The organism is Martelella sp. FOR1707, from assembly GCF_053484265.1.
Window position 1 is genome coordinate 385,082 of record NZ_JBAKFP010000005.1, and the last position, 26,777, is coordinate 411,858.

A 26,777-nucleotide genomic window follows, 5' to 3' on the forward strand; every position below is an offset into this window, starting at 1 on the left:
TGGTAGCGTATGGCGATGCGCATCATCGATATGGCCACCTTCGTGGCGCTTGCCCGCAACCGGCATTTCGGCCGCACCGCCCGGGAGCTGAACACCACCCAGCCGGCCATTTCCTCGCGCCTTGCCATTCTCGAGCGCGATTACGCCTGCCGGCTTGTCGAGCGCGGCGACCGCGAATTCCGGCTGACGCCGGCGGGCGAGGAGGCGCTGCGCGTGTTCCAGGATGTGCTGGAAAAGCTCAACACGCTGAAATCCGACCTCAAGGAGGGCGGCGCTGACGCCGCCTATATCGTGCGCATCGGCGCGATCGATTCCGTGGTCGCCACCTGGATGCCCGATTTCATCGAGGCGCTGAGCCAGGCGATGCCGAACCTCAGGGTCGAACTGACGATCGAGGGAACGCGCGATCTCATCGCCGGCCTCGCCCATGGCGAGTTCGACCTGATTTTCGGCATCGAGCCCGCGATCGGCGACAGTTTCCGCTCCTTCATCATCTGCTATTACGAAATGGTCTGGGCCGCGGCCCCCGCGGTGGTCGACCGCAACACCACCTACAGCGTCGACGAATTGTCGCGGATGCCGATCATCACCTTCCCCAAGGGCACGCCGCCCTATGCCTATGTCGCGCCCTATTTTCAGGACGAACGGGTGCTGGCCTCCAAGCTGACGAGTTCGAACTCCCTTTTTGCGATGATCAATCTGCTGATCGGCGGCTTCGGCCTCGCCGCGATCCCCTCGGTGGCGATCGCGCGCGAGCTGGAGAACGGCCTGCTGTGCCGGGTGAGCGTGACCAAGCCGTTTCCGCCGATGCCGATCGTTGCCACCTATCAGACGACCGTCGGCCAGAATATCCTGCGCAGCGTCGCCGATCACGCCCGCAGCAGCGCCGCCGAGTTCTGCCGCAAGGTGTCGTCGGAAGGCGCCTGGGTGCCCGGGGACGGCGCGCCTGCCACCGCCGAGCAGGAACGCGGCCGCATCAATCGATGATCGCCACCGACTTGATCTGGGCATAGACGGCCATACCGGGCTGCAGGCTGAGGAGATTGGCCGAACGGGCGGTGACGCGCGCCATGATCAGCCTGCTGCCGATCTCCAGATGCACGATCATGACGGAGGGATGATCGCCGCGCGCGATCTCGCGCACGATCGCCGGCACCCGGTTGATGATCGAGACATTCAGGTTTTCGGTGAGCGCGATCGAGACGTCGCGGGCATGGATCATCAGTCGCACCGGCTCACCGACCTCTCTGCCGGTATGGGCGATCCACAGCGCGCCGCCTTCGAACTTGGCAAGCGCCAGTTGCCAGCGCAGGTCGATATCGGCGATCCGTGCGTCGATCGCTATCCCGACGCGGCGCTCATGCGCCATCGGCAGGTCGAGGCGGGCAAGCGTCTCGGCGGTGGGGCCGGAAGCGATCACGCGCCCGTCGCGCATCACCGCCAGATGATCGGCAAGCCGGGCCACCTCGTCGGGCGCGTGAGTGACGTAGAGCACCGGAATGGAAAGGCTCTGCCTCAGGTTCTGCAGATAGGGAAAGATTTCCTGGCGCGCGTGGATGTCGAGCGCCGACATCGGCTCGTCCATCAACAGCAGTTTCGGCTGCGAAAGCAGCGCGCGGGCGATCGCGACCCTTTGGCGCTCGCCGCCGGAAAGCCGCGCCGGCATGCGCTCCAGAAGGTTGGGAAGACCGAGCAACGCGACCAGTTCGTCAAACCGCGCCTTGCCATCGCGCTTCGCCCGCTTCTCGCCGTAGCGCAGGTTATCGCGGACGGTCAGATGGGGAAACAGATTGGCCTGCTGGAACACATAGCCGACCTCGCGGCAATGCGGCGGCCGGAAGCGTCTGCCGTCCTGCCAAACCTCGCCATCGATCGAGAATTCCCCGTCCGGCAGGTGTTCCAGTCCCGCGAAACAACGCAGCAGGCTGGTCTTGCCGCAGCCGGAGGGACCGAACAACGCGGTGACCCCGCTTTTCGGAAACCGGAACGATGCATCCAGCAAAAACGCGCCGAATCTTCCGGCGAAACGGGCGGAAAGTCTGTCACCGGTCATGGAAAGCGCCTCCGCATGCGTCGCTCGATCAGCATTGTCGAAAGAATGACGATGAAGGAAAACGCCAGCATGCCGGCGGCAAGGATATGCGCCTTTCCCCATTGCAGGGTCTCGACATAGTCGTAGATCGCCACCGAGAGCACCTTGGTCTTGCCGGGAATATTGCCGCCGATCATCAGCACCACGCCGAACTCGCCGACGGTGTGGGCAAAGCCGAGGATCGCGCCGGTGATGAGGCCGGGCCGGGCAAGCGGCAGGGCCACGGAAAAGAAGCGGTCGACCGGTCCGGCCCTCAGCGTCGCGGCCGCCTCCAGCGGATCATTGCCGATCGCCTCGAAGGCGTTGCGCACCGGTTGCACGGCAAAAGGCAGGGAGTAGATCACCGAGCCGACCACCAGACCAGCGAATGTGAAGGGCAGGGTAAAGCCGATGGACTTGCCGATCATAGCGCCCAGCGGGCTCTGCGGGCTTAAGGCGATCAGAAGGTAGAAGCCGAGCACCGTCGGCGGCAGAACCAGGGGAAGGGCGACGACCGCGCCGATCACTTCCTTCCACCATGTGTGCGACCGCGCCAGCCACCACGCAAGCGGCACGCCCAATATCATCAGGAACAAGGTCGTGACGCCGGCAAGTTTCAGCGTCAGGAATACGGCTTCCCACATTATTTCCGCTCCAGGGCCCATTCCCGACTGCCAGGAATCACGACGGCAGCCGGTAGCCGTGATTTTCGACAATTTTGCGGGCGGTATCGCCCTTCAGGAAGCTCATAAACGCCCGCGCCGCGATATTGTTCTCGCCCTTCTTCAAAAGAACCGCGCCCTGGGCGATCGGGCTATACAAATCGGCCGGCACCTCATAGCGCGAGCCGCCGGGCTCGCCGACAAGCTGAGACAGGGCCACGAAGCCGAGCGCGGCATTGCCGGTGGCGACGAACTGATAGGCCTGGGTGATGCTCTCGCCCTCGACCAGCCGTTCGGCGAGCGTCTCGTAGAAGCCGAGCGCCGTCATCGCTTCCACTGCCGCCGCTCCATAGGGAGCGGTGCGCGGATTGGCGATCGCCAGTTTTGCGAAGCGTTCGGGATGGAGGAGCACCTTGCCTTCCGGGTCCACGAGATCGGGATCGGCGCTGTAAAGCACCAGCGCGCCGAGCGCATAGACGAAGGCGCTGCCTTCCACCGCGTATCCTTCTTCGATGGCAAGCGCGGGACGCTCCTCATCGGCGGCAAGAAACACCTCAAAGGGCGCGCTGTGGATGATCTGGGCATAGAGCCTGCCGGTCGAGCCGAAACTCAGCACCGCATCGTGGCCGGTCTCTTCGTGAAAGGCCTCGGCGATCTCCTCGGCGGTGCCAGTGAAATTCGCGGCGACGGCGACGGTGACTTCGTCGGCAGCCACCGGCGTCGTCGCGAGCGGCATAAGCAGGAGGGCGAAAAGGAACAGACGGCGCATCATGGTCTCCAGGGACGGATACGGGAAATGTGCCTGCTGATTGTGCAGGGGTCAAATGCGCCCTGCGCGACAAGACGCCGCAAAATTCTGCCGCCGCCTCTTTAAAATCGGTTTAGAGAGAACCAAAAAACCTCTAGTAAGGTGTCGTTTCAATTCAACGGGCGGAAGCAGCATGACGGATATTCTCGATCTCAACGACGACTGGGTGTTTTCCTCCGACGCTCACAACAGTTCCGTCACGCTGTCCGCGCCCGGCGATGTCCATTCCGCGCTACTGGCCGCCGGTGCGATCGAGGACCCCTATTACCGCGACAACGAGCCCAGAACCGATTGGGTCCACGAGGCCGAATGGGTCGCCGTCAAGCGCTTCCAGCTTTCTGATGTCGAGGGCGGCCGGTTCACCCTGCGCTTCGAAAGCGTCGATTGCCTCGCCGAGGTCAGCGTCAACGGCAAGTCCGCCGGGCGCTGCGAAAGCCAGTTCCTGCGCTATGACTTCGACGTGACCGGGCTGTTGCGCGCGGGCGAAAACGAGATCGCGGTGCGGTTCCTTTCCAATTCGCGCGAGGCGGAAAAGCGCGCGAAAGCCTCCGAATTTCCGATACCCTACACCAAGAACAGCCGGATCGGCCATTTGAACTTCCTGCGCCGGGCGCAATGCCATGGCGGCTGGGACTGGGGGATCGCGCTGTCGCCGCTCGGCTTCTACGGCGAAATCAAGCTGGTGCGCACCGGTGATCTGAGGCTTGACGATGTCGCGATCCGCCAGCGCCATGCGGGCGGCGCGGTGGAACTCGATGTGACCTTCCATGCCTTCGCCTTTGCGCCGGGGCAAGCCGAGGCGACGGTCGAAATCGACGGCGCGCGGGCGACGGGCATGCTGACCGCATGGCCCGGCGAAAACCGGGTCACGGTGACTGTGCGGGTCGAGAATCCGCGGCTGTGGTGGCCGGCGGGCCACGGGGAGCAGGCGTTTTACGATCTTGCCGTGTCGCTGGCCGGCCAGCGGCGCGATTTCCGCATCGGCCTGCGCAGCGTTGCACTGCTGACCAATGCCGACGAAATCGGTCATCGCTTCGCCTTTCAGATCAACGGCCGCGAGATCTTCATGAAGGGCGCCAACTGGATTCCGGGCGATGCCCTGCCGGGCCGCGCGACGCCCGATCAGGTACGCGACCTGCTGGTCTCGGCGGTCGAGGCCAATATGAACATGATCCGCGTCTGGGGCGGCGGGCAGTATGAGGCCGACTGGTTTTACGAACTCTGCGATGAGCTTGGCATCATGGTCTGGCAGGATTTCATGTTCGCCTGCAGCCACTATCCCGCCCATGAGCGCGGCTTTCTCGATCTGGTCCGCGTGGAAGCCCGTCAGCAATTACGCCGGCTGTCGCGCTTCGCTTCGATCGCGCTGTGGTGCGGCGACAACGAACTGGTGGGCGCGCTCAGCTGGTACGAGGAGAGCATCGAGAACCGCGATCGCTATCTCGCGATCTACGACCGGCTCAATCACGCGCTCGAGGAAGCGGTGGAGGATGAGGCGATCGGCCTGCCGTTCCGCCCGTCATCGCCCTCGGTCGGGCGGCTCGATTTCGGCGATGGCTGGCATGTCGATACCTCGGGCGACATGCATTTCTGGGATGTCTGGCACTCGGCCAAGGATTTCGAGCATTACCGCACGGTCCGCCCGCGCTTCTGCTCGGAATTCGGCTTCCAGTCGTTTCCCTCGATGCGGGTGATCGAAAGCTTCACCGCGCCGGAAGACCGCAACGTCTCCTCCGCCGTCATGGACGTCCACCAGCGCAATATCGGCGGCAATAGCCGCATCGTTGAGACCATCGCGCGCTATTTCCGCTTCCCCGACAGTTTCGAGGACATGGTCTATCTGAGTCAGCTTTCGCAAGGGTTGGCGATGAAGACGGCGATCGAATTCTGGCGTTCAAACAAGCCCCGCACCATGGGCACGTTGTTCTGGCAGTTGAACGACACCTGGCCGGTGGCAAGCTGGTCGAGCCTTGAATATGGCGGCGGCTGGAAGACCACGCAGTATCTCGCCCGCCGCTTCTTCGCGCCGCTGATGGTGACGGCGGAACCGGACCCGGCAACCGGCGCGATCGTTCTGCTCGCGGTCTCCGATATCGAGGACGAAAAGCCGATCACCGTCAGGCTGCGCACTGTCGATGCGACCGATGGCACGGTTTCCGAACTGGGAACCTATGAGGTGGTCACCAGCGTGGATGCCGTGGTCGAGATTACTCGCATCCGTCCCGAAAGCCTGGGCGAAAGCACCTTCCTTCTGTTCGACTGGCGCGACGGCGACGGCAATCATCTCGGCGAAAACGAGTATCTGCCGCAGCGGCCGAAAGCCTATCGCTTCGGGGAGCCGAACATCACCGTCCACGCTGAAGACGACCGGATCATACTCGCAACTGATCGGCCGGCGCTCTATGTGACCTATGATCACGGCGGCGACGACATCTATTCCGACAATTGCTTCACGCTGCTGCCGGGCGAAGACAAGGTGCTGACGGTGACCCGCAGACGGACCGCGCATCTTCCGCGCGAGGGCGCCCCGGCGCTGCGGTATTTGAGGGGCTGATAAGACACACCTCCGTGTTGTTCTTCGTTCACTGGGACGTGCGGGCCTTGCCCTTGCGCGACGATTGGCCTATTTGTCGGCGCCCAATGCCGAATGGGACGATGAGCGCACGACAGTGTTGCCGCGCGACAGCGAAGGGCCCTAATCGATATGGAACAACGCATCCCAATGCCCAGAACCTCTGTTTTCAAGCGTCTGCTCGACAAGGTCGCAGCGCGATTTATTCCCATGGCCAACCGCAGCCTGCTTTATCGGCTGCTGTCGGAGAACCTGCGCGACCAGGCTCCATGGTATGCTCTGGCGACGGTCGCCATGCTGATTGTCGCCGGCATGACCTCCATGAGCGCATGGATCATGAAGGATATTGTCAACGAAACCGTGGTTTCGAAAGACATGAACCGCATGTTCATGCTTGCAGGCGGCGTGGCGCTGATCTTCATCGTCAAGGGCATCGCGACCTACTTCCAGATCGTGATCCTGAGCAAGGCCGGCAACAATATCATCGCCAAGACCCAAAGCAGCATCTTCAGCCGGATCCTGCAGCAGGATTTGAACTTCTTCATCCGGTTTCCGTCCTCCGACCTTGTCATGCGCCTGACCAACAATGCCCAGGCGGCAAGGACGGCGATGGATCTGATCCTGACCTCGGCAATCCGCGACCTGTTTTCGCTGATCGGACTGGTCATCGTGATGTTCATCCAGCAACCGATCCTATCGCTTGTTTCCTTCATTCTCGGACCGGCGGCCTTTATCGGCGTTCGCTACCTGACCAACAAGGTCCGCCATATCATGCAGCAGGAACTGACCGCCTTCGCCAAGATCATCGAAAGCGTTCAGGAAGCTTCCACAGGCGTTCGCATCATCAAGGCGTTTGGCCTGGAGGAACACATGCGCAAGCGCATGGACCTGCAGGTCACCCAGGTGGAGCATCGTGCCAACAGCATCGCCCGGCTTTCCGCAGCCACAAGCCCGATCATGGAAACGCTATCGGGTCTGGCGATCGCCGGCGTGATCGCGCTGAGCGGTCTTTGGGTTGTCGGCGGCAGCCAGACACCCGGGGAGCTGATGTCCTTTATCACCGCTCTGCTTCTGGCCTATGAGCCAGCCAAGCGGTTGGCCCGTATGCGCGTGAATCTCGAATCGGCCATGGTCGGGGTCAGGATGATGTACGAGCTCAAGGATCATCCGATCATGCTGACCGAAGCCGAAAACGCCCAGCCGGTTCCTCCGGGCGGTGGCGAGATCATCTTCGATAATGTCGGTTTCTCCTATGACGAGAACAAACCGCTGTTCAAGAACCTGAACCTCGTCTTCCCCGCGGGCAAGACAACGGCTCTGGTGGGTGCGTCCGGCGGCGGCAAGTCGACGATCATCAATCTCGTCATGCGCATGTTCGACCCCGATGAAGGCTCGGTCACGGTCAACGGCCTCGACCTCAGGCAGGTGTCCTTCGAGTCGCTTCGCGCGCACATGTCCTATGTCGGTCAGGATACATTCCTGTTCAACGGCACGGTGAGAGACAATCTGGAGCTTGGCCGTCAGGGGGCCACCGAAGAGGAAATCATCGAGGCGGCCAAGGCGGCGCATGCGCATGATTTCATCATGAACATGAACAATGGCTATGACTCCCTCGTCGGCGAAAACGGCGGCAATCTTTCCGGCGGCCAGAAACAGCGTCTGGCCATTGCCCGCGCGATGTTGCGCGACGCCGATATCCTGATCCTCGACGAGGCGACCAGCGCGCTCGATTCCTATGCCGAATCGCTGGTGCAGGATGCGCTGAAGCGGCTGACCAAGGATCGCACCACGATCGTGATCGCCCACCGTCTCGCAACGATCACGTCGGCCGACAACATCGTCGTTCTCGAAAACGGCAAGATATTGGAGCAGGGGCCGCAGCGCGAGCTTCTCGCCCATGACGGGCCCTACCGGCGCCTTTACGAGTTGCAGATTCTTCCCCAGCTCGAAGAGGCCTGATCGCCGTCCTCCGATTTTTTTGAAAAGCCATGGCTGCCCTTGCGCGCCATGGCTTTTTTGCGTCCGCTTCAGCCCGGTGCAGCGACAATATGCCTCGCTCGATTTGCGGGGCATGCGGCGAAATGCTAAACAGAATGTGGCTTTTTCGTGATCGGCATATGTCGTGCTGGCGGAAAGCCCCACAGGCCTTGTGGAAGAGGGAAGGAAACCGGCGGGTCGGCAAACCCGCAAATCCAGGAATCGCGATGTTTACGAAAATCATGGTACCCGTCGATCTGGCCCATGCGGAGAAGCTTGAGCGCGGCCTGAAGGCTGCGGGCGATATCGGCAAGCTCTATGGCGCATCCGTTATCTATGTCGGCGTCACATCATCGGCGCCGGGCGCGCTTGGCCACAATCCGGAGGAATACCGGCAGAAGCTCGAGGCCTTTGCGAAAGCGCAGGAGTCCGAACACGGCCTGGCGACCGACATTCATGTTGTTGTCGCCCACGATCCGGCGGTCGACATCAACCAGTCGCTTGCACGCTCCGTCGATGAACTCGGCTGCGATCTGGTGGTTATGGCAACCCATGTGCCCAACCTTGCCGACCATTTCATGCATTCCCATGGCGGCCAGCTTGCAACGCATACCAAGGCATCGGTGCTGCTGGTGCGCGGCTGAGCCGTTTGAAGATTAGACATCGCGGATCGACCGACGCCCAAGTCCGGGCCGATGCGTCGAAGTGAAACAAGGAGATATTATATGTCCGACACGGGGATACCCGAGCCTGAGGGCGAGACAGACATCATCGACACCGATTACGAGATCGGCCAGGACAATATCACCACCAATATCGGTCCGTTCGGTCTCGACATCCATAACCCGGTCTTTCTGATCTCGGGTCTTGCCGTCGTCGCCTTCGTGCTGGTCACGCTCGCCTTCCAGAATCAGGCTGAGGCCGTGTTCAACGGCATGCGCGACTGGCTGACCTCGACCTTCGACTGGTTCTTCCTTCTGGCCGGCAACGTCTTCGTGCTGCTCGGCATCTATCTGATTTTCTCGCCCTACGGCAAGATTCGCCTCGGCGGCGCGGACGCCAAGCCGGATTATACCTATACCGGCTGGTTCGCGATGCTTTTCGCCGCGGGAATGGGTATCGGGCTGATGTTCTACGGCGTCTCCGAACCGATTTCGCACTACACGTCCTCGATCGCGGAGAATGCCGGCACGCCGGATAGCTGGGCCCCGCTCGGCGGCGCGCCGGGCGACTCGGTGAAGGCGCAGTCGCTTGCCATGTCTGCGACGATTTTCCACTGGGCGCTTCATCCCTGGGCAATCTACGCCATCGTCGCGTTGGCGCTGGCGCTGTTTTCCTACAATAAGGGCCTGCCGCTCGCCATGCGCTCGGTGTTCTATCCGATCTTTGGCGAGCGCGTCTGGGGCTGGACCGGCCACATCATTGACGTGCTGGCGGTTCTCGCAACCCTGTTCGGGCTTGCGACCTCGCTCGGCATCGGCGCGGAACAGGCCAATGCCGGCCTCAATCATATCTTCGGCCTGCCGGTGAGCGAGGTCTCCAAGGTGGTCCTGATCGTCTTCATTACCGGCATCGCGCTCACATCGGTGGTCGCGGGCATGGATGCCGGCGTCCAGCGGCTTTCGAAGATCAATATGGCGCTTGCGGCCCTGCTGCTTGTGTTCGTGGTCGCCGTCGGTCCCACGCTTGCCATTCTTAGCGGCATATTCACCAATTTCGTGGATTATGCCCGCTATCTGCCGGAGCTTGCCAATCCGTTCGGCCGGAGCGACAAGAACTTCCTGGATGGCTGGACGTCGTTCTACTGGGCCTGGTGGATTTCCTGGTCGCCCTTCGTCGGCATGTTCATCGCCCGCGTTTCGCGCGGCCGCACAGTGCGCGAGTTCATCACCTGCGTGCTGGTCATTCCGTCGGTTGTCTCGATCGTATGGATGACGGTGTTCGGCGATACCGCGATCCGCGAGATCATCGTCAACAACTATGAGGCTCTTGCCCAGGCGCCGCTCGATCTGAAGCTGTTCATCATGCTGGAGGCGCTGCCGCTGGCGACGATCACATCGGTTATCGGCATCGTCCTCGTCATCGTGTTCTTCGTGACCTCGTCGGACTCCGGCTCGATCGTGATCGACACGATCACCGCGGGCGGCAAGGTCGATGCGCCGGTGCCGCAGCGCGTGTTCTGGGCAAGCTTCGAGGGCCTTGTGGCGATCGCGCTGTTGCTCGGCGGCGGCCTGACGGCGCTGCAGGCGATGGCCGTGTCGACGGGCTTCCCGTTCACCTTCGTGCTGTTGCTGGCCTGCTTTGCCATCGTGAAAGGGCTCAGAAGCGAGCCGCGATAGGTCGATCGTGGCGGAGCATATTCAAAGGCGGCGTCCCCAGCGGGCGCCGCCTTTTTGTTTGGGGGGCTTTGCGCCTGTCTTCCGCATCGCATCCGCTGAAAAAATGCAAATCGATTTACAACCGGCGCGGCGGCTTGCAACTTCCGCGTAATCGCTGTAGGCAAGTGTACAACCTGTCACAACGTTAAAGTGCGGGCAGGAAGGGTCAACCGAGTTCTATTTCCGATGACATTTTCTGATTATCAACGCTTTCAGTCTTCTTTTTCAGCCTTCGCCGCTTGCCTGATCGGGGCCCCGGCGTTTTCCCCTGTCCGGCATTGCAGCCGGAGGTTTTGGAGCGGCGAACGCCACCGGACGATCTGGTGACGCGTCCGGACAGGACGAGCGACAGGTCTCGATGAAGGCCCGGCGGCGACGTCGAGACCCCAGCGCCGAGATTGCCTGCGCGCCCTATGCCGCATTTCCGGCCTAATCCAGGTTCTTTACCAGCGTCTGACGATTGTTCGTCAGATCACTCTCTGTTTTCGGAGAAAGTGAATGAGCGCACCGCGACACAAGCAACTGACCCGGGCCCTGCGTGAGGAGCTCACCTCCGGCCAATTCAAGGTCGGCGACAGACTGCTACCTGAAGTGGAATTTGCCGCCCAGCGCGGCGTGAGCCGCACCACGCTCAGGCGAGCCTTGAGCGAGCTGGAGGCGGAGGGTCTTGTGGCCCGGCGCAAGCGGGTCGGTACGATCGTGACCGCGCTCACGCCCCAGCTTCATTTCCGGATGAGAACCAACTCACTGGCGGAGCTGATGCGCCTCGAGCGCGAAACCGTGCTCGACATCTGGACCACCCGGATGGTGGAGGAGAGCGAGGAGCCGCTGTTGCGGGGCAGGGGATGTCACGACGGGAAGTGGCTGGAGGTGATCGGTGTCAGGCGCATGTCGGGCCGGCTGCGGGCGTTTTGCTGGAACCACATGTTCATTCCCGGCCGCTATGCCGGGCTTGAGCCGTCCCTAGCGCGTCACGGTCTTGCCTCGGTCTCGGGCCTGGTCGCGGAAATCTATGACCGGCCGGTCGAGCGGGTTGTGCAGAATGTCAGCGCAATCGCCTGCCCGCCGGCGGCCGCCGATGCCATCGGCATTTCGGCGCTTTCCCCGGCACTGACGATTGAATCGGAAGTGTTCAGCCGGGATGATGAGCTGATACTCCTCGCGCACGCGATCTACGACCCCGCCCGGTTTCAGCTCCGAAATGAGGCCAGTCTCTATTGAGGCTGAATCCGGTCTGTCGGGCCTGACCTCTGTCAGACGTCGAGCTGGCGCTATTCGAAAACGATCGACGGCGCTGAGCGGGTGCGGGCGTTGAGACCTTCATGTACGGCCCTGGCGATCGACCGGTAGGCCGCCGCATGCGGTCCATCGGGCTGATCGACGACGACCGGCGTGCCGGCATCCGATTTTTCGCGGATGTCCATTGCCAGCGGCACTTCGCCCAGAAACGGCACGCCGATCTTCTCTGCCTCGGCTTTCGCGCCGCCATGGCCGAAGATATTGTGGGTCGCGCCGCAATCGGGGCAGATGAAGGTGCTCATGTTCTCGACGATGCCGAGCACGGGCACCGAGACCTTGTTGAACATGGCGATCGCCTTGCGGGCGTCGATCAGGGCCAGGTCCTGCGGGGTCGAGACCACCACGCTGCCGGCGAGCGGCACCTGCTGGGCCATGGTGAGCTGGGCGTCGCCGGTGCCGGGCGGCATGTCGACCACCAGCACGTCGAGCTCGCCCCAGGCAACCTCGCGCAGCATCTGCATCAGCGCCGACTGCACCATCGGTCCGCGCCAGATCACGGCGGTGCCCTCATCGACCAGAAAGCCGATCGACATCACCTTCAAGCCGAATTTCTCCATCGGCATGATGGTGCGCCCCGGGCCCTGCATCGGCCGGCCGGACAAGCCGAACAGTCTCGGAATGGACGGCCCGTAAATATCGGCGTCGAGCAGGCCGACCTTCAGTCCTTCGGCGGCAAGGCCAAGCGCCAGATTGACCGAGGTGGTGGACTTGCCGACACCGCCCTTGCCGGAGGCGACCGCGATGATCGAGCCGATTCCCGGGATATCCGGCTTGGCGGGCTGTTCCAGTTTTTTGGGCGGCTCGGACGGGCCGGGCTTTTGCGAGCTCGCCGGCTTGTCGGCCGTCAGCGTCACGAAGGCCTGGCGGGAGCCGGGGATGGATTCGGCCGCCTTGGCCGCGGCCTGTCGCACGGGTTCAAAGGCTTTTGCGTCTCCGCCCGGCACGGTCAGCGAAAAATAGATTTTTCCGTCGGTCACGAATATGTCGGAGACAAGCCCGCTGAAGGCAAGCGGTTTGCCATCGGGAAGGTTGACGGCTTCAAGGCTTCTGAGAACCTGCTGGCTGGTGATTTCGGTCATGAAACTGATCCTTGGGTGTAAGCCCTAGATAATGGGAAATGCCGCACGCGCCAATGGCAAAGCCGGGGCAAAGCCGGAATCCGGCCTTTCGGCGCAATGGTTTTTGGCAAGGGGGCGACATCCGGAGTAGCCGGACAAAGGGCGGCAGCAAGTCTCGCGACAGAACAGTGCCAGGGATGGTCCAAGCAAAACGATAGAAACGCCGGCGCTTTTGAAGGAACCCGAAGGTTCAAGGCGCCGGCGTTTCTATTGTCTTAAGTCCGCGCTCTTGGGCGCGTATTTGTTTTCATCCCCTCTGGAACTGTCGAGAAGATGGACTATTCGGTTTGCCTTTGCAAGCAGCTTTTTTACGGCTGGAACAATGATTTAGACTCAATGTAGTGCGAGATCGGATTCTGTTCGATTTGCTGCACTGCACAAATTATTGACTCCGCTTATTTTTTAAGCCTCCGCCCCGCTTTTGCCGGCTTCCGCCGCAGACTTGAAAAAAGCGAGTCGAAGTGCCGGCGGGGGGCTTCCATCCCGGCATGCGGCCAAACTGAGCGCTTGATTTATCGCCAAGCCTTGTCTTTCCTCTGGAAAGGCCGGGAATTTCCGTGATACGCGCGGCGGCAACATAAAAAAGAAATGAGGGGCATCGGGAGAGACAATGATCACAGAGACCGTATTCGAGGGCAGGATCTTGGTGACGGACCGGATGTCGCTTGGCGAGGGGCCGGGCTATGACCAAGACACCGACATGATCTGGTGGTTCGACATCAATGCCAGCAAGCTGCACCTGCTGAACGCGTCCAGCCGCGAGCGCCGGATCATTCAGCTTCCGGAGATGGCAAGCGCTTTAGCGGTGGTGGATGAGCACCGCCAGGTGATCTCCACCGAGACCGGGCTCTATTTCCGCGACACCTCCACCGGCGCGTTGTCGCTGCATGTGGCGATCGAGGCGGATAACGCCGTCACCCGCTCCAATGACGCCCGGGTTCATGCCTCCGGCGCCTTCTGGGTGTCGACCATGGGCAAAAACGCCGAAAAGGGGGCCGGCGCGATCTACCATGTGCTGGAAGGCGTGGTGACCAAACTGTTCGACAAGATCACCATCCCGAACGCGATCTGCTTTTCGCCGGACGGGGCGACCGGCTATTATGTCGACACCGACGTCAACCAGTTGATGTCCGTTCCGATCGCGCCGGAAACCGGCCTGCCGACGGGCCCGGCCAGTGTGTTCATCGACACCGCGCATATGACCGGCGGCATGGACGGCGCGGTCTGCGACGGCGATGGCAATATCTGGAACGCCCGTTATGGCGCCGGCGTGCTCGACCAGTTCGATCCCGCTGGCAAGCTGAAGGCGCGCTATCAGCTTCCCGCCCGCCAGCCGACCTGCCCGGCCTTTATCGGTCGCGATGGCGGCTGGATGATGGTGACGAGCGCTTCGCAGGGCACGCGCGCCGAGGAGGAGCCCAATGCCGGCAACACGTTCGCGCTGGTGACGGGCGCGAAGCCGCGCTTCGATCCGGCCTATCGCGCCGGGCGCTGAGCGCGCGCCAAATGCCGTGGCGCGACGGGGCGAATCTGTTATGACTGCGCCATGAGCATCAGACAGCTTTCCGAAACCGTCATCAACCAGATCGCCGCCGGCGAGGTCATCGAACGGCCGGCGAGCGCCGCCAAGGAACTTGTCGAAAACGCGCTCGATGCCGGGGCGACCCGGATCGAGATCGCGACGGCCGGCGGCGGCAAGGCGCTGCTGCGGGTCACGGATAATGGCTCCGGCATGAGCCGTGAGGATCTGGCGCTCGCGGTCAAACGGCATTGCACCTCCAAGATCACCGCCGATCTCACCGATATCCGCACGCTCGGCTTTCGCGGCGAGGCGCTGCCCTCGATCGGCTCGGTGGCGCGGCTTTCGATTTCAAGCCGCACGCGCGAGGCGGGCGAGGGCTATCGCATCGCGCTGGAAGGCGGGCGCTCCGGCGAGCCGGAGCCGGCCCCGGTCAATGCCGGTACGATCGTCGAGGTGCGCGACCTTTTCTTCGCAACGCCGGCGCGGCTGAAATTCCTCAAAACCGAGCGCGCCGAGGCCGGCGCGATTACCGAGGTGGTCAAGCGCATGGCGCTGGCCTTCCCGGCGACGCGTTTCGTGCTGTCGGGCTCGGATCGTTCCACGCTGGAACTGCCGGCGACCGGCGACGACCGGCTGGCGCGCATCGCCCAGGTGCTCGGCCGCGATTTCCGCTCGAACGCGATCGAGATCGATGCCGTGCGCGAGGATGTGACGCTCTCCGGCTTTGCCGGCGTGCCGACCTTCAACCGCGGCAATTCCGGCCATCTCTATGCCTTCGTCAACGGTCGTCCGGTGCAGGACCGGCTGCTTCTCGGCGCGATCCGCGCGGCCTATGCCGAGACGGTGCCGAAGGGGCGCTATCCGGTGGCCGTTCTGTGGTTCTCGCTCGATCCGGCGCTGGTCGACGTCAATGTCCATCCGGCCAAGGCCGATGTCCGGTTTCGCGATCCGGCCCTGGTGCGCGGGCTGATCGTAGGCGCGATCCGCGAGGCGCTGACGCGGGCGGGCGACCGGGCCTCCTCCACCGGCGCGGATGCCATGCTGAGGGCGTTCACGCCGCGTTTCTCGCCCGAGCCTGCCGCCGCGTCACGGTTCTACAGGGGCGATTATGAGCGGGCCACCAATGCCCAATGGTCGCCGCAACAATCGCCCTATCGACCGGAGGGTTTCCGGGAAGAGGCCGTGCCGCGCTTCGGTGAGACGGCGCCCGGCTTCGCTGAAGCTCCGGCCGGCTTTGCGGGCTTTGCGACGCCATCGGCGCGCGGCGAGGAGCCGGGCCCGGCCGTCCAGCCGTCGCCGGACCATCCGCTCGGCGCGGCGCGGGCGCAGGTGCATGAAAACTATATCGTCGCCCAGACCGATACCGGCCTCGTCATCGTCGACCAGCACGCCGCCCATGAGCGCCTCGTCTATGAGGCGCTTCGGACAGCCTTTTCTAAAGATAGACTGCCCTCGCAGATGCTGCTGATCCCGGAAATCGTCGACATGCCGGAGGAAGACTGCGACCGGCTGATGCCGTTTGCCGACGAACTGGCACGGCTCGGTCTTGTCTATGAGCGCTTCGGCCCCGGCGCGCTCGCCGTGCGCGAAACCCCGGCGCTGCTCGGCGAGGTCGATGCCGCGGCGCTGATCCGCCAGCTTGCCGATGAGGCTGGCGAGTGGGAAACCGCCGATGGTCTGCGCGCAAAGCTCGAAAGCGTGGCGGCGACCATGGCCTGCCACGGTTCGGTGCGGTCCGGCAGGCGCTTGCGCGTCGACGAAATGAATGCTCTCCTCAGACAGATGGAGACCACGCCGGGTTCCGGCCAGTGCAATCACGGCCGGCCGACCTATATCGAACTGAAGCTCGCCGATATCGAGCGCCTGTTCGGGCGCTGATGGCGAAACGGCATTCGGAACTGGAGATCAAGCGGTGAATATCTTTGATGGAAGCGGCAAGGGGGCGGCGCGGATCCGCTATCTCGACGCCAATTTCGAGGTCGTGACCCCCGGCAGTTACGTGGTCTGCGCCGTCACGGGCAAGCACATTCCGCTGGAGGAACTGCGCTACTGGAGCGTCGCCCGGCAGGAAGCCTATGTCGATGCGCACGCCTCCTTCGAGGCGGAGAAGCGCGCCGGCGCGCTGCCGACGGACAAGCCGTAGAGCTCTTTTCACCCAAGTACGGTCGCGTCGTCAGTTGCTGCCCGGCAGGCCGAGCTGGTTGCGGACAAGAGCCAGGCCTGCCATGCCCTTGGGGTTGCCCATTTCGGCAAGCGCGCTGAACACCTGATGGGCATCGGTGTAGCGGCCGAGATTGTAATAGGCATAGCCCTTGATCACCATCAGGCCTGTTTCTTCCGGCGCCAGCTGGTTGCGCTGGTTCAGGAGCAGCAGCGCATCCTGGTAATGTCCGCCCTGATAGGCGGCGATCGCGCGCGCCGAGAGGATATCGACCTGCAGGTTGAGCTGGCGTTCGCGGCTCAGCGGCTCCTGGGAGGCTGCGACGGCGGCCTTGTTGGTCAGGCCGAGGCGCATATAGGCAAGGCTCTGGCCATAGGCGGCTTCCTCGCGGTTTTTCGCCGAGGACGAGCCGAGCGCGGTCTCGAAGGCGCGGGCGGCTTCGGTCGGCCGCTGCAGGTCCATCAGGCACCAGCCATGGCGCAGCGCCGCATCCGGCGACAGGTTTTCGGCGGAACGACCGTTCCAGCAGCTCGAGCCGGAGGAGGAAGACGTGCCGCTGGAGGCCACGCGCCGGGTCGACGACGATGTCGAGCTCGATGTGCGCACCACGGCGGGTTCGGCGTCGGCGATCGGTATCGCCGTGCCCTCGGGCAACTGGGTGCCGGCGGGAAGCCTGGAAACCATGATCTGGTCTCCGCTCGTATCGGCGGCGCCGACGACGTTCAGATAATAGGCGATCTGGAACTGGCGCAGATAGTCGCGATTGGCGTAGGCCTGTTCGTCGAACCGGTAGATCTCGGTTTTGTCCGAAGGTTGACCCGTGGTGTAGAACGCCGCCTGGATCTGGGCCGCGGAGGCCTGATAGCGGTTCGCCTCCGGTTGAAGCGCGGTGTTCAGCACGGTCACGGTCTGCACGCCGGTCACCGGATCGGTGCGGATCATCGAGCGCGGAATGCTGAGCCGTTCCAGCGCCTGAACGCGGCTTTCGGGACTTCCGGGCAGCGCCGTTTGCGCGCCTGCGCCGCCGCCATAGTAATACTGGTAGTAGTCCGGCACGTAATTGGCGGGCGCGGTATCGGCCTCCGCGCCGAGTCCGAGCGCGCCGGGCGACGCGACGGGCGCCGTCAGGGCCACGGCGTTCTGCGGCTGTCCGGGCGACGAGGGCATGGCGGTTGCGCCGATCGGGGTCTGCTGGCCGGTGGCGAGGTCGATCTCGGCGATCGGCACGGCCACGGTGCGGCTTTTTCCGTTCGCTTCCTTCAGCACCGTCAGTTCGAACACGGTCGCCATCATGTTTTCAAGCGTGGTCACCGGCGCGTTGGGATCGTTCAGCCAGGCGATGCGCTCGGAATAGGGCGCCCAGATCTTCTGCATCAGGTAGACGCCGGGCTTGTAGTTCATGTCGTTGAGCGTCAGCGTCACGCCATAGGCAGCCGGCTCATACCAGGGCTGCCAGGAAAGCGCTGCCTCGAACCATTGCAGCGCCGCCAGCGGCTGGTTGAATCCTTGGAGTACCAGCCGAACTGCTGGGCGGCGGTCATGCTCTTGGCTTCGGTAATGACCTCGGCCATGCGGCTCAGGACATCGGTGGGATAATCCTTGCGCGGAATCCGGCCGAGCATCCGGACCACGGCGTTGAGATAGGTGTCGAGCGCTTCATTACTGTCGTTGCGCCAGGGATACATCACCGATTCGGCCTCTTCGGCCTTGTCCAGTTCGATTAGGATCAGCGCCAGTCCCTGCGAGATCGTGGCCGAGTCGCCTTCCTCGCGAGCCTTGCGGAACCAGGGTTCGGCGGCGTTTTCGCTGCCGCGGATCAGGAAATACCAGCCAAGCAGCTCCGCATCATTGGCGGAATTGGAGGTGTTGGCGAGTTTCTCCATCGCTGCGAGATCTTCGGGGGAGATGACGATGGTTTCGTCGTCGCCGGCTTCGGCGAAGCGGTCGCGCAGCAGGTTTTCGCTGATCTCCTGAAATTCGGGCATGTCCTGCTCGTCGGGACGCTCGAAGCTGATCAGCGTCTTCATGTCCTCATAGGGCATGACGGCCAGCGCCTTCTGCAACGTGGCGAGGCGCTCCTGCGTATTGTCGCAGTTCTTCATGATATAGGTGTAGCTGTCCATCGCGCGGTTGAGCTTGTCGGTCTTGGCGAAGGCTTCGCTCACCAGCCACAGGACATTGATTTCCGCGCAGGTCAGGATGCTTGGCGATTGCGAGGCGAGATCGATGACCTTCTCGTATTCGCCGTCCTCCGACGCCTGGATCAGCGCGGTCCGGTTTTCGGCGATCTGCAGGCGGTCGATCAGGTCGGCCGGCGGCAACCAGTCGGGCTCTTCCGTCTGGCGGGTCTGGATCAACTGGCGGACCTCGGCGTAATTGCCGCGCGCATAGGCCTGCCACATCGCGTTGAGCTGCTCGTCCTCGCCGTCCTCGATCGCCAGCGGATTGGCCGGCGGCGTCCAGTTGGGATAAAGCGAGCGCAGCCGCGAAATTTCCGCCTGAAGGCGTTCCAGATCGCCCTGCTGGGCGAAATAACGCAGCGCGCTTTCATCGACCGGGGAGCGTTCCGGTTCCTGCGTCGGCTGTTCAGCAGTCTGCTGGGCCGGTTGGGAGGTTGACGCGTTGGTCTGCGGCGGCGTTGGGTTGTCGGGCAGATTGCGCAGATTGGTGGAGGGCTCCTGGGCCTGGGCCTCGGTCACCGCCGAAAAGCGCGGTTCGGCCGCAGGCGCGGGCGCCGGCGCGTCATCGTTGACGATTTGCTCATAGGCCTGGCTGAACGCCTCGGTCGGCTCGGCCAGCGCGGTGGAAACCGGAAGCTTGCGGCCGGGCGCGCCCATGCTGCCCATGCCGATTGCACCGATCATGGCGATCGCGCCTGCCGTCAGTGCAACATAAGTCAGCTTCATGGCATCCATACTCCGGCCGAGCGGCGGTTCCTGATACCGGAACCGGCTGTGCCCGCATTATTACCCGTGTGTTCACCGCCAGCATCGGCGCTTTCGTGATAGGGGACGGGGAAGCCTTCATCCTTGGGTGCAGCGGAATTTGCGCGGCTTTGCATGTCGGGTCCCCTGTGTCCGGCTTGCGGCGAACGTAATGTGATTCACTACAAACACGTATTGTCGTTAAGAAATATTAAAAACGGGACGAATGTCGCCGAAGTTTTTGAGAATCCGTTAATTTTCCGATGCATCGCCACCGCCCCGCGTTAGTTCTTTATTTACCAAACTCTGAAAAATATGAATGCGGAATATAAAAGACCGGTCCGGGCTTTATGCCGCCCCGGCGGCGACAAACCAAGGTGTGCTCAAAGATGTCAATTGCCGTTGCCCGTCAGATCAGGTCCCGCTGCCGCGCGGCTTTGGGCCTTGTCGCCGCGGGCCTTCTGGCAAGCTGCGCCGGCAATCTGCTGCCGTATACGTCTTCGGTGCGCAATCTTCTGCCGGAAGAGGCCGTGATCATGCCGCCGCCCGGCGGCCCGGCGATCGTCTCGGTTCTCGAGGAGCAGTTTTCCAACGCGATCGACCAGCAGATCATGCTGCGCACCGATGCGCGCACGCCCGGCCAGAACGCGATCCACGCCGTCTTCTTCGGCACCCGCAACTATGCGCGGATGAATGGCAACAGCCTGTCCTACCAGTCGATTACCGACCGCCGCATCGATGAGGAGATGCGTGAGCGACTGCCGGGCGTGCGCATGGTTCGCTCGCCCTATTACGTGCAGAACAATTACGGCCCGTTCGGCTATGCCTTCGGCCATGGCAGGGGCGACGATCTGTGCATGTATGGCTGGCAGCAGATCAGGCCGGGGCAGGATAGCCTCGCGGCTTTCGGCCAGGCCGGCACGATCCAGGTGCGGGTGCGCTTCTGCGAGGCCGGGGCCTCGGAGGATGACCTACTCGGGATCATGTACGGCTATACCATTGCCGCCGCGGTCGATGCCTTCGGCTGGAACCCCTATGGCGAGCAGGCCGGTCCGCCGCCGCTTCTGGGCGAGACTGGCGCACCGACCTATCCGCGCAAGGCCTATGACCCGCGGCCCGAACGCGTCGCCGACACCGAGAAGGTGCTGAAATCCTCGAACGCCAGCACCGCGCCGGTGACCCGCGTGACGACGCGTCCAATCTCTACAGGCGACGAGATCAATGTCGATGTCGTGCGCCTGCCGCCGGGAAGCCTGCCGTCGGCCGGTTACGTCGGCACGCCCGCCATGCCCGGGGCCTATACGCCCGGCCTGCCCGCCGCCGGCGCGCCGGCCTCGACCATCCCGACGCCAGGCCGTCAGACGCCCGCGACATCGACAAGCGCCGCGCCGGCGTCCGTCTCGCCCACGATCGGCGCGCCGGCCTCTGCCCCGGCTTCGTCCAGCATTCCGGTGCCCGCGCGTCCGGCCGCCGCCGCGTCGGCGACAGCGCCGGCCAGCCCGGCTGCGGCCAACTTCGGAGCTCCCGCTTCTGCCACTCGCTCAATCCCGGCGCCGCCATGCCGCCTGCTGCCGGGTTCAACGACGGTAAGCTGCGAGTAGTGTCGGGCGGCGGATTGCGCGATCAGTTCGGGCGGATATCGCCATCGGACCACAAAATTGCTAAAAATCAGACGGATAGGGCGGATATGCATTGACGGCACGGGCCGCTGCACCGGGCGATACCGGAAAAAAACTATATCCGCGCAAGACAATTTTTAGTTTTCTTGCGTATAAGTCCGGAATACTCCGTTCGTAAGGACCTGTTTAATGCGCAAGATCGCAATTACCATTGCCTGGATTATTACAGCGATCTTTATCCTCGGCCTCGTCACGCTCCCGATCGACCTGCGCACGCAGATCGTCGTGAGCTTTGTTGCCGTGGCCGTGATGTTGGTCCTCAAGCAGATGCATGCCGAGGGCAATTGGCGGCTGATCGCGCTGGCTTTCGGGACATCCATTGTGTTGCGCTATGTGTTCTGGCGCACCACCAGCACGCTTCCGCCGATCACCGAACTGCAGAACTTCATTCCAGGCGTGTTGCTTTACTGCGCCGAGATGTTTTCGGTGGGCATGCTGGCGCTCAGCCTGTTCGTGGTCGCGCTGCCGCTTCCGGTGCGCCCGCGCTGGGGCAAGCTCGAGGGTGACCTGCCCTATGTCGATGTCTACGTCCCGTCCTATAACGAGGACTCGACGATGCTTGCGCATACGCTCGCCGCAGCCAAGGCCATGGACTATCCGGCGGAAAAGCTCAAGGTCTACCTGCTCGACGATGGCGGGACCGAGCAGAAGCGCAACTCCAAGAACCTGGTGGAGGCGAGCCTTGCCCAGACGCGTCATCGCGAGCTGAGGCAGATCTGCGCCGAGCTCGGCGTCGGCTACATTACCCGCCCGCGCAACGAGCACGCCAAGGCGGGCAACATGAACCACGCGCTTCAGTACACCACCGGCGACCTGATCGTGGTGTTCGATGCCGACCACGCGCCCGCCAACGACTTCCTTGAGGAAACGGTCGGCTACTTCATGGAAGACCCCAGGCTCTTCCTGGTCCAGACGCCTCATTTCTTCATCAATCCCGATCCGCTGGAGCGCAATCTCAGAACCTATGAGATGATGCCGAGCGAGAACGAGATGTTCTACGGCATCATCCAGCGCGGCCTCGACAAGTGGAACGCCTCGTTCTTCTGCGGCTCCGCCGCGGTGCTGCGCCGCGAGGCGCTGAACTCCGTGAACGGCTTTTCCGGCGTTTCGATCACCGAGGACTGCGAAACCGCCGTCGAACTGCACTCTAACGGGTGGAACAGCGTCTATGTCGACCGCCCGCTGATTGCAGGCCTTCAGCCGGCGACCTTCTCCTCGTTCATCGGTCAGCGCAGCCGTTGGGGGCAGGGCATGATGCAGATCCTGCGGTTCAAGTTTCCGCTGCTCCTGCGCGGGCTGAGCCTGCCGCAGCGGCTTTGCTACATGTCGTCGAACCTGTTCTGGCTGTTTCCCTTCGCACGCGCCTCGTTCATGATCGCGCCGCTGTGCTACCTGTTCTTTGGCCTGCAGATCTTCGATGCCTCCGGCGGCGAGTTCCTGGCCTATACGCTGTCCTATCTGATCGTGAACATGCTGATCCAGAACTATCTGTTCGGCCAGTTCCGCTGGCCCTGGATTTCCGAACTCTACGAATACATCCAGACCGTTCACCTGATGCCGGCGGTGGTTTCGGCCATCATCAATCCCAAGAAGCCGTCCTTCAAGGTGACGGCGAAGGACGAGTCGATCGAGCACAGCCGACTTTCCGAAATCAGCCGGCCGTTCTTCATCATTTTCTTCATATTCGTCGCCGCCAGCGTGATGATGGTCTACCGGCTCTATGCAGAGCCCTATCTGGCGGGCGTCACCTGGGTGGTGGGCGGCTGGAACTTCCTCAACCTGTTCCTGACTGCCGCTGCGCTCGGCGTCGTCTCGGAAGCCGGCGAACGCCAGAAGGCGCGGCGCATCAAGATGTCGCGCCGCTGCGAGCTGGTGATCGGCGACAGCGTCTATCGCGGTACGATCGAGGATGTCTCGACCGACGGCGCGGGTCTTCAGGTGCAAGTGCGCGATCTCGACCGCCTGCGCCCCGGCACCCATGCGCTGCTCCGGGTCGAGCCGCATCGCGGCGGCGATGCCGGCGAGGTGCCGGTGATGATCCGCCACGCCCGCTCGCTCGGCGAACTCGCCATGGTCGGCTGCCGTTACGCGCCCGTCTCGAGCTTGCATTTCTCGGTGATTTCCGATCTCATGTTCGCCAATTCGGAGCGCTGGCAACAGCTTCTCCAATCGCGCAAGAATGACCCGGGCACGCTTGCCGGCACATTCTGGTTCATCAAGATGTCGGTGCGACAGATGGGCCGCGGCATGAGCTATTTCATCGGGAAGTATCAGCCGAACACGGGCGGCGGCGCCGCACGGGCGAAGGGCAAGAGCTGATGAAACGGATCCTGCTTTTTCTGGCATTTATCCTGGCCGGCGTTCCCCTCGTCTCGGCACAGACGACAACGCCGCCCGCCGCGTCGGGCACCGTCGCGCCTTTTGACATGGGCAGCGACGGCTCCGGCCCGCTTCCGCGCGCGCCTTCCGCCCCGCCTACGCCGACTTCGCCCGCCGCCACACCCGAGCCGGTTGCCGAAACGGTGCCGTTTTTCCGTTATATCGTGCCGGCCGACCAGATGCGGCTCGAGGGCGAAAACGGTGAGCGGGCCTGGTCGGTCTATCTGACCGAGGCACAGGCGAAATCGGCCTCGCAGTTCAATATCGGCTATCAGAATTCGATCTTCGTGGCGCCGGAATATTCTAAGCTGTCGATCGCATTCAACAATGTCGAAATCGCAGCACCGCCGCTCGATTCGTCCGAGCGCCAATCCGATCTGCGTTTCGAGGTGCCGGCGGGCGTCCTGAAGCCGGGCTACAACCAGTTCTCGATCAAATACAAGCTCCGCCACCGCACCGATTGCGATCTCGATTCGACCTATGATCTTTGGACCGACATCGACCCGGAACGGACCTTCCTGATCTTCGGCGATCCGGCGACGGCCGAGCTTTCCTCGATCGGCGATATCCGCGCGGTCGGCGTCGATGCGATCGGGCGAACCCAGTTTCATATCGTAGCACCTGGCCTTGCCGATACGATCGCGGGCGATCCGCTGCTGGAGCTGGCGCAGGGCCTCGCTCTGCTGGCGGACATGCCGAACACCTATTTCACCTATTCCACCTCCGAGCCGGTGAAATTCGCCTCCGGCGTGCTGCCGGTCTATGTAGGCACGCCGGATGAGCTTCGCCCGCTGCTTGGCGATGCGCTGCCGGATATTGGCACGGCGCAATCGGCGCGCTTCATCGGCACCAACGCGCTCGGCCAGAGCGTGCTGGTTCTGGTCGCGCCGTCCTGGCAGCGCATCGGTCCGCTGATCGACGGCATCACCGCGCCTGCCGCCCGCAGCGCCGCGATGAAGGACGAGGCCTATTCCACCCATTCCTGGCGCAAGCAGGACACCCAGCTCCTGACCGGTCGCAAGACGCTGACCTTCGAGCAGCTCGGCATTCCGACCCAGGAATTTTCGGGCCGCGTGTTCCGCGCCGAATTCACCATCGGCCTGCCTGCCGATTTCTACGCCGATGCCTATGGCGAGGCCCGGCTGATGCTCGACGCCGCCTATGGGCCGATCGTGCTGCCGGGCAGCCGCCTGCACGTGTTCGTCAACGATCAGCTTGCCGCAACATGGCCGATCAGCACCGTCAATGGCGCGGTGCTCCGGCGCACGCCGGTGCGTTTCACCATGCGCCACATGAAGCCGGGCGTGAACAAGATCGTGCTGGAAGCCGCGCTTTTGACCAAGGAAGATGCCGCCTGCCTGCCGGGCGCGACTGCCGACGATACGCCGCGCTTCGCCGTGTTCGACACCACCGAATTCGTGATGCCGAATTTCGGTCGCGTCGCGCAGGTGCCGGATCTTTGGGCGACGAGCGGCACGGGTTTCCCGTATTCGCGCGACAAGGCGCGCATTCCGCTCTATATCGATACGCTCAGCCCGGATACGCTTGCCTCCGCATCCGATTTCGTCGCCAAGCTTGCCAATGCCGCGCGCGAACAGATTCCGGTGGACGTGGTGCATTCGATCGAGGATGTGGGCGAGGGCGACGCAATTTTCCTCGGCTCCATTGGGCAATTGCCGGCGCAGGCGCTCCGGCAGACCCAGATCTCGCAGACCAGCCGCAGCGTGTGGACCCAGCAGGTCGGCGGCGAGGCCAATTACAACGAAGCCCCCGAAACCACGATCGAAGAGTGGGACGAGCAGGTGACGGCCGGGTGGTACAACTGGATTTTCGAGGTCGAGAAATATCTCAAGCGCAATTACGACCTTTCCTTCGAGACGCTGCGCTTCCTGCCGCGCCCGGATTCCGACTATCTGCCGCCGAACTCGGTCTCGATGATCGTCGCGCAGGAGCCGAGTCCGGACGGCGACGGGGCCTGGACGATGATCTCTGCGCCCTCCCAGGAAAACCTGTCCAACGGCATGGCCGCGCTGATGAAGCGCCAGCACTGGGACGCCGTCCAGGGAAGGGTCACGACCTATAACCGCAATACCGGGGTGATCGACAATGTCGGCATCGGCGCGACCGACTTCATCTTCGATACGCCGTTTTCGATCAGCAATATCCGTCTTGTGCTGACCAACTGGTTCTCCACCAACACGATGTCGTTCTCGCTGGCGCTGGTGATCTTCTCGGTGCTGCTCGGGATCGCCACCAAGGCGATGCTGACCCGCTTCGGTCGCTACGAGGACTGAGCCTGCTTTTGAAAGGCGATGGCCGCGGCGCCGGCTAGACCGGGCTCGGCCCCGCTTGCCGCCGGCACCACCAGCGGGCGGTCGAACTTCCACAGCGTGAGCGGTCGCACCGCCTCGTCGATCGCAGCGAGCAGATCGTGCGCGCCGGCAAGTCCGCCGCCGGCCGGCACGATGGTGGCGCCGGTCAGGTTGACGCAGACCGCGAGCGGCCCCGCGATGAGATCGAGATAGACGCTGACGGTGCGGGTCGCCGCAACCTCGCCCGCCCGCCACGCCTCTAGAATGGCCCTCGAATCGAGGGACGCGCCGTGAAGATGGGCATGCAGCCGCTCAATGCCGCGGGCGCCGGCAACGGTGTCGAGGCAGCCTGAAAGGCCGCAGCCGCAGGCAAAATGCGGTATCGCGATGCCGCCCGCCATGGTCGGCGCGATCGGCCCGTGGCCCCATTCGCCGGCAAAGCCGCCGCCGGCGTTGATCAGCCGTCCGCCGGAGACCAGTCCGCCGCCGACGCCGGTGCCGAGAATGATGCCGAACACGATCTCGTGGCCGCGCCCCGCGCCGAACACGGTCTCGGCCACGGCAAAGCAATCCGCGTCATTGGCGACAATGACGGGAATGCCGGTGCGGGCCTGAAGATCGGCGGCAAGATCGGTGTCGTGGATCGCTGGAATGTTGGCGACGATCATCCGCCCGGTCTCGGGATCGACAACGCCGGCAAGCGAAATCGCGATCGCGTCGGGCTTTTGCGAAAGGTCCGCTGCAATGCCGGCGAGGCGCGCGAGAAAGGCCTCGCGATCATGCGCCGGCGTATCATAACGCGAAACCGCACCCGGCGCGCCGCCATCAACCGCCGTCGCCGCCCGGATCGACGTGCCGCCGATATCGAAACTCAAAACGCAAAATGCCATGTCCATTCCCTCAGTCCGCCGCGCT

The 26,777-nt window shown here is 63.1% G+C and carries 19 protein-coding genes; 12 read left to right on the forward strand and 7 right to left on the reverse strand.

What is annotated here, in order from left to right; genetic code table 11:
- Positions 1 to 9: 9 nt before the first annotated feature.
- The gene (locus V6765_RS16115; protein ID WP_448430552.1) at positions 10 to 987 is read left to right on the forward strand and encodes a LysR family transcriptional regulator; all 978 of its coding nucleotides are present in this window, start codon (positions 10 to 12) and stop codon (positions 985 to 987) included.
- On the opposite strand, the gene modC is transcribed toward V6765_RS16115, so the two are convergent.
- From modC to modA, 3 genes are read right to left on the reverse strand one after another with little or no spacing between them, the layout of a single operon-like run.
- Entirely contained in the window at positions 977 to 2,053 is a 1,077-nt protein-coding gene (gene modC, locus V6765_RS16120; RefSeq protein WP_448430554.1) for a molybdenum ABC transporter ATP-binding protein, read from the reverse strand. The two genes, V6765_RS16115 and modC, sit on opposite strands and share 11 nt — an antisense overlap.
- On the reverse strand, positions 2,050 to 2,715 hold the full coding sequence (gene modB / locus V6765_RS16125; protein WP_448430556.1) for a molybdate ABC transporter permease subunit: 666 nt from the start codon (positions 2,713 to 2,715) through the stop codon (positions 2,050 to 2,052). Before modB ends, modC begins: the two co-directional genes overlap by 4 nt.
- Before the next feature lie 37 nt (positions 2,716 to 2,752).
- A complete protein-coding gene (modA, locus tag V6765_RS16130; RefSeq protein ID WP_448430558.1) occupies positions 2,753 to 3,502 on the reverse strand; it encodes a molybdate ABC transporter substrate-binding protein in 750 nt (249 codons plus the stop codon).
- 172 nt (positions 3,503 to 3,674) lie between these two features.
- Here modA and V6765_RS16135 point away from each other — a divergent pair, with 172 nt between their 5' ends.
- The 5 genes from V6765_RS16135 (at position 3,675) to V6765_RS16155 (ending at position 11,689) form a co-directional block, all read left to right on the forward strand.
- A complete protein-coding gene (locus tag V6765_RS16135) occupies positions 3,675 to 6,095 on the forward strand; it encodes a beta-mannosidase (protein ID WP_448430560.1) in 2,421 nt (806 codons plus the stop codon).
- Positions 6,096 to 6,323: 228 nt separating this feature from the next.
- The gene (locus V6765_RS16140) at positions 6,324 to 8,072 is read left to right on the forward strand and encodes an ABC transporter ATP-binding protein (protein ID WP_448430936.1); all 1,749 of its coding nucleotides are present in this window, start codon (positions 6,324 to 6,326) and stop codon (positions 8,070 to 8,072) included.
- A gap of 245 nt (positions 8,073 to 8,317) precedes the next feature.
- On the forward strand, positions 8,318 to 8,734 hold the full coding sequence (locus tag V6765_RS16145; protein WP_448430562.1) for a universal stress protein: 417 nt from the start codon (positions 8,318 to 8,320) through the stop codon (positions 8,732 to 8,734).
- Positions 8,735 to 8,815: 81 nt separating this feature from the next.
- Complete coding sequence (locus tag V6765_RS16150) at positions 8,816 to 10,429, forward strand: BCCT family transporter (RefSeq protein ID WP_448430564.1); 1,614 nt, start codon at positions 8,816 to 8,818, stop codon at positions 10,427 to 10,429.
- A gap of 537 nt (positions 10,430 to 10,966) precedes the next feature.
- Complete coding sequence (locus V6765_RS16155; RefSeq protein WP_448430566.1) at positions 10,967 to 11,689, forward strand: GntR family transcriptional regulator; 723 nt, start codon at positions 10,967 to 10,969, stop codon at positions 11,687 to 11,689.
- A gap of 50 nt (positions 11,690 to 11,739) precedes the next feature.
- Here V6765_RS16155 and apbC read toward each other — a convergent pair whose 3' ends face one another.
- Positions 11,740 to 12,846, reverse strand: a complete 1,107-nt coding sequence (gene apbC, locus V6765_RS16160) for an iron-sulfur cluster carrier protein ApbC (protein ID WP_448430568.1) — start codon at positions 12,844 to 12,846, stop codon at positions 11,740 to 11,742.
- A 649-nt stretch (positions 12,847 to 13,495) separates the two neighbouring features.
- On the opposite strand from apbC, the gene V6765_RS16165 reads away from it, so the two are divergent.
- The 3 genes from V6765_RS16165 to V6765_RS16175 are packed head-to-tail and all read left to right on the forward strand — an operon-like array spanning position 13,496 to position 16,550.
- Positions 13,496 to 14,380 (forward strand): SMP-30/gluconolactonase/LRE family protein, encoded by an 885-nt coding sequence (locus V6765_RS16165; protein WP_448430570.1) that lies wholly within the window; start codon positions 13,496 to 13,498, stop codon positions 14,378 to 14,380.
- Positions 14,381 to 14,431: 51 nt separating this feature from the next.
- Positions 14,432 to 16,285 (forward strand): DNA mismatch repair endonuclease MutL, encoded by a 1,854-nt coding sequence (mutL, locus tag V6765_RS16170; RefSeq protein WP_448430572.1) that lies wholly within the window; start codon positions 14,432 to 14,434, stop codon positions 16,283 to 16,285.
- A 34-nt stretch (positions 16,286 to 16,319) separates the two neighbouring features.
- Positions 16,320 to 16,550, forward strand: a complete 231-nt coding sequence (locus V6765_RS16175) for a DUF2093 domain-containing protein (protein ID WP_347446124.1) — start codon at positions 16,320 to 16,322, stop codon at positions 16,548 to 16,550.
- A 30-nt stretch (positions 16,551 to 16,580) separates the two neighbouring features.
- Here the strand turns inward: V6765_RS16175 and V6765_RS16180 are convergent, their stop codons facing one another.
- Together V6765_RS16180 and V6765_RS16185 are read right to left on the reverse strand one after the other, a co-directional pair.
- Positions 16,581 to 17,990, reverse strand: coding sequence for a hypothetical protein (locus V6765_RS16180; RefSeq protein ID WP_448430574.1), 1,410 nt, complete (start codon positions 17,988 to 17,990; stop codon positions 16,581 to 16,583).
- On the reverse strand, positions 17,987 to 19,474 hold the full coding sequence (locus V6765_RS16185) for a hypothetical protein (protein ID WP_448430576.1): 1,488 nt from the start codon (positions 19,472 to 19,474) through the stop codon (positions 17,987 to 17,989). The genes V6765_RS16180 and V6765_RS16185 overlap by 4 nt, the downstream gene beginning before the upstream one ends.
- Positions 19,475 to 19,881: 407 nt before the next feature.
- On the opposite strand from V6765_RS16185, the gene bcsN reads away from it, so the two are divergent.
- The 3 genes from bcsN to V6765_RS16200 all read left to right on the forward strand — a co-directional run bounded on the left by bcsN (position 19,882) and on the right by V6765_RS16200 (position 25,844).
- The gene (bcsN, locus tag V6765_RS16190; protein WP_448430578.1) at positions 19,882 to 21,093 is read left to right on the forward strand and encodes a cellulose biosynthesis protein BcsN; all 1,212 of its coding nucleotides are present in this window, start codon (positions 19,882 to 19,884) and stop codon (positions 21,091 to 21,093) included.
- A gap of 207 nt (positions 21,094 to 21,300) precedes the next feature.
- Positions 21,301 to 23,490 carry a UDP-forming cellulose synthase catalytic subunit gene (gene bcsA / locus V6765_RS16195; protein ID WP_448430580.1) on the forward strand — a complete coding sequence of 730 codons (2,190 nt, stop codon included), beginning with the start codon at positions 21,301 to 21,303 and terminating at the stop codon, positions 23,488 to 23,490.
- Entirely contained in the window at positions 23,490 to 25,844 is a 2,355-nt protein-coding gene (locus V6765_RS16200; protein WP_448430582.1) for a cellulose biosynthesis cyclic di-GMP-binding regulatory protein BcsB, read from the forward strand. Before bcsA ends, V6765_RS16200 begins: the two co-directional genes overlap by 1 nt.
- Here V6765_RS16200 and V6765_RS16205 read toward each other — a convergent pair.
- On the reverse strand, positions 25,832 to 26,758 hold the full coding sequence (locus V6765_RS16205; protein ID WP_448430584.1) for an ROK family protein: 927 nt from the start codon (positions 26,756 to 26,758) through the stop codon (positions 25,832 to 25,834). The two genes, V6765_RS16200 and V6765_RS16205, sit on opposite strands and share 13 nt — an antisense overlap.
- Positions 26,759 to 26,777 lie beyond the last annotated feature (19 nt).

Coding starts and splice junctions, on each gene's coding strand:
- V6765_RS16115 (WP_448430552.1), top strand. CDS start 10: ATGGCGATGCGCATCATCGATATGGCCACCTTCGTGGCGCTTGCCCGC.
- V6765_RS16205 (WP_448430584.1), bottom strand. CDS start 26,758: ATGGACATGGCATTTTGCGTTTTGAGTTTCGATATCGGCGGCACGTCG.
- bcsA (WP_448430580.1), top strand. CDS start 21,301: ATGCGCAAGATCGCAATTACCATTGCCTGGATTATTACAGCGATCTTT.
- apbC (WP_448430568.1), bottom strand. CDS start 12,846: ATGACCGAAATCACCAGCCAGCAGGTTCTCAGAAGCCTTGAAGCCGTC.
- mutL (WP_448430572.1), top strand. CDS start 14,432: ATGAGCATCAGACAGCTTTCCGAAACCGTCATCAACCAGATCGCCGCC.
- modC (WP_448430554.1), bottom strand. CDS start 2,053: ATGACCGGTGACAGACTTTCCGCCCGTTTCGCCGGAAGATTCGGCGCG.
- modB (WP_448430556.1), bottom strand. CDS start 2,715: ATGTGGGAAGCCGTATTCCTGACGCTGAAACTTGCCGGCGTCACGACC.
- V6765_RS16185 (WP_448430576.1), bottom strand. CDS start 19,474: ATGAAGCTGACTTATGTTGCACTGACGGCAGGCGCGATCGCCATGATC.
- modA (WP_448430558.1), bottom strand. CDS start 3,502: ATGCGCCGTCTGTTCCTTTTCGCCCTCCTGCTTATGCCGCTCGCGACG.
- V6765_RS16140 (WP_448430936.1), top strand. CDS start 6,324: ATGGCCAACCGCAGCCTGCTTTATCGGCTGCTGTCGGAGAACCTGCGC.
- bcsN (WP_448430578.1), top strand. CDS start 19,882: ATGTCAATTGCCGTTGCCCGTCAGATCAGGTCCCGCTGCCGCGCGGCT.
- V6765_RS16150 (WP_448430564.1), top strand. CDS start 8,816: ATGTCCGACACGGGGATACCCGAGCCTGAGGGCGAGACAGACATCATC.
- V6765_RS16155 (WP_448430566.1), top strand. CDS start 10,967: ATGAGCGCACCGCGACACAAGCAACTGACCCGGGCCCTGCGTGAGGAG.
- V6765_RS16135 (WP_448430560.1), top strand. CDS start 3,675: ATGACGGATATTCTCGATCTCAACGACGACTGGGTGTTTTCCTCCGAC.
- V6765_RS16145 (WP_448430562.1), top strand. CDS start 8,318: ATGTTTACGAAAATCATGGTACCCGTCGATCTGGCCCATGCGGAGAAG.
- V6765_RS16200 (WP_448430582.1), top strand. CDS start 23,490: ATGAAACGGATCCTGCTTTTTCTGGCATTTATCCTGGCCGGCGTTCCC.
- V6765_RS16165 (WP_448430570.1), top strand. CDS start 13,496: ATGATCACAGAGACCGTATTCGAGGGCAGGATCTTGGTGACGGACCGG.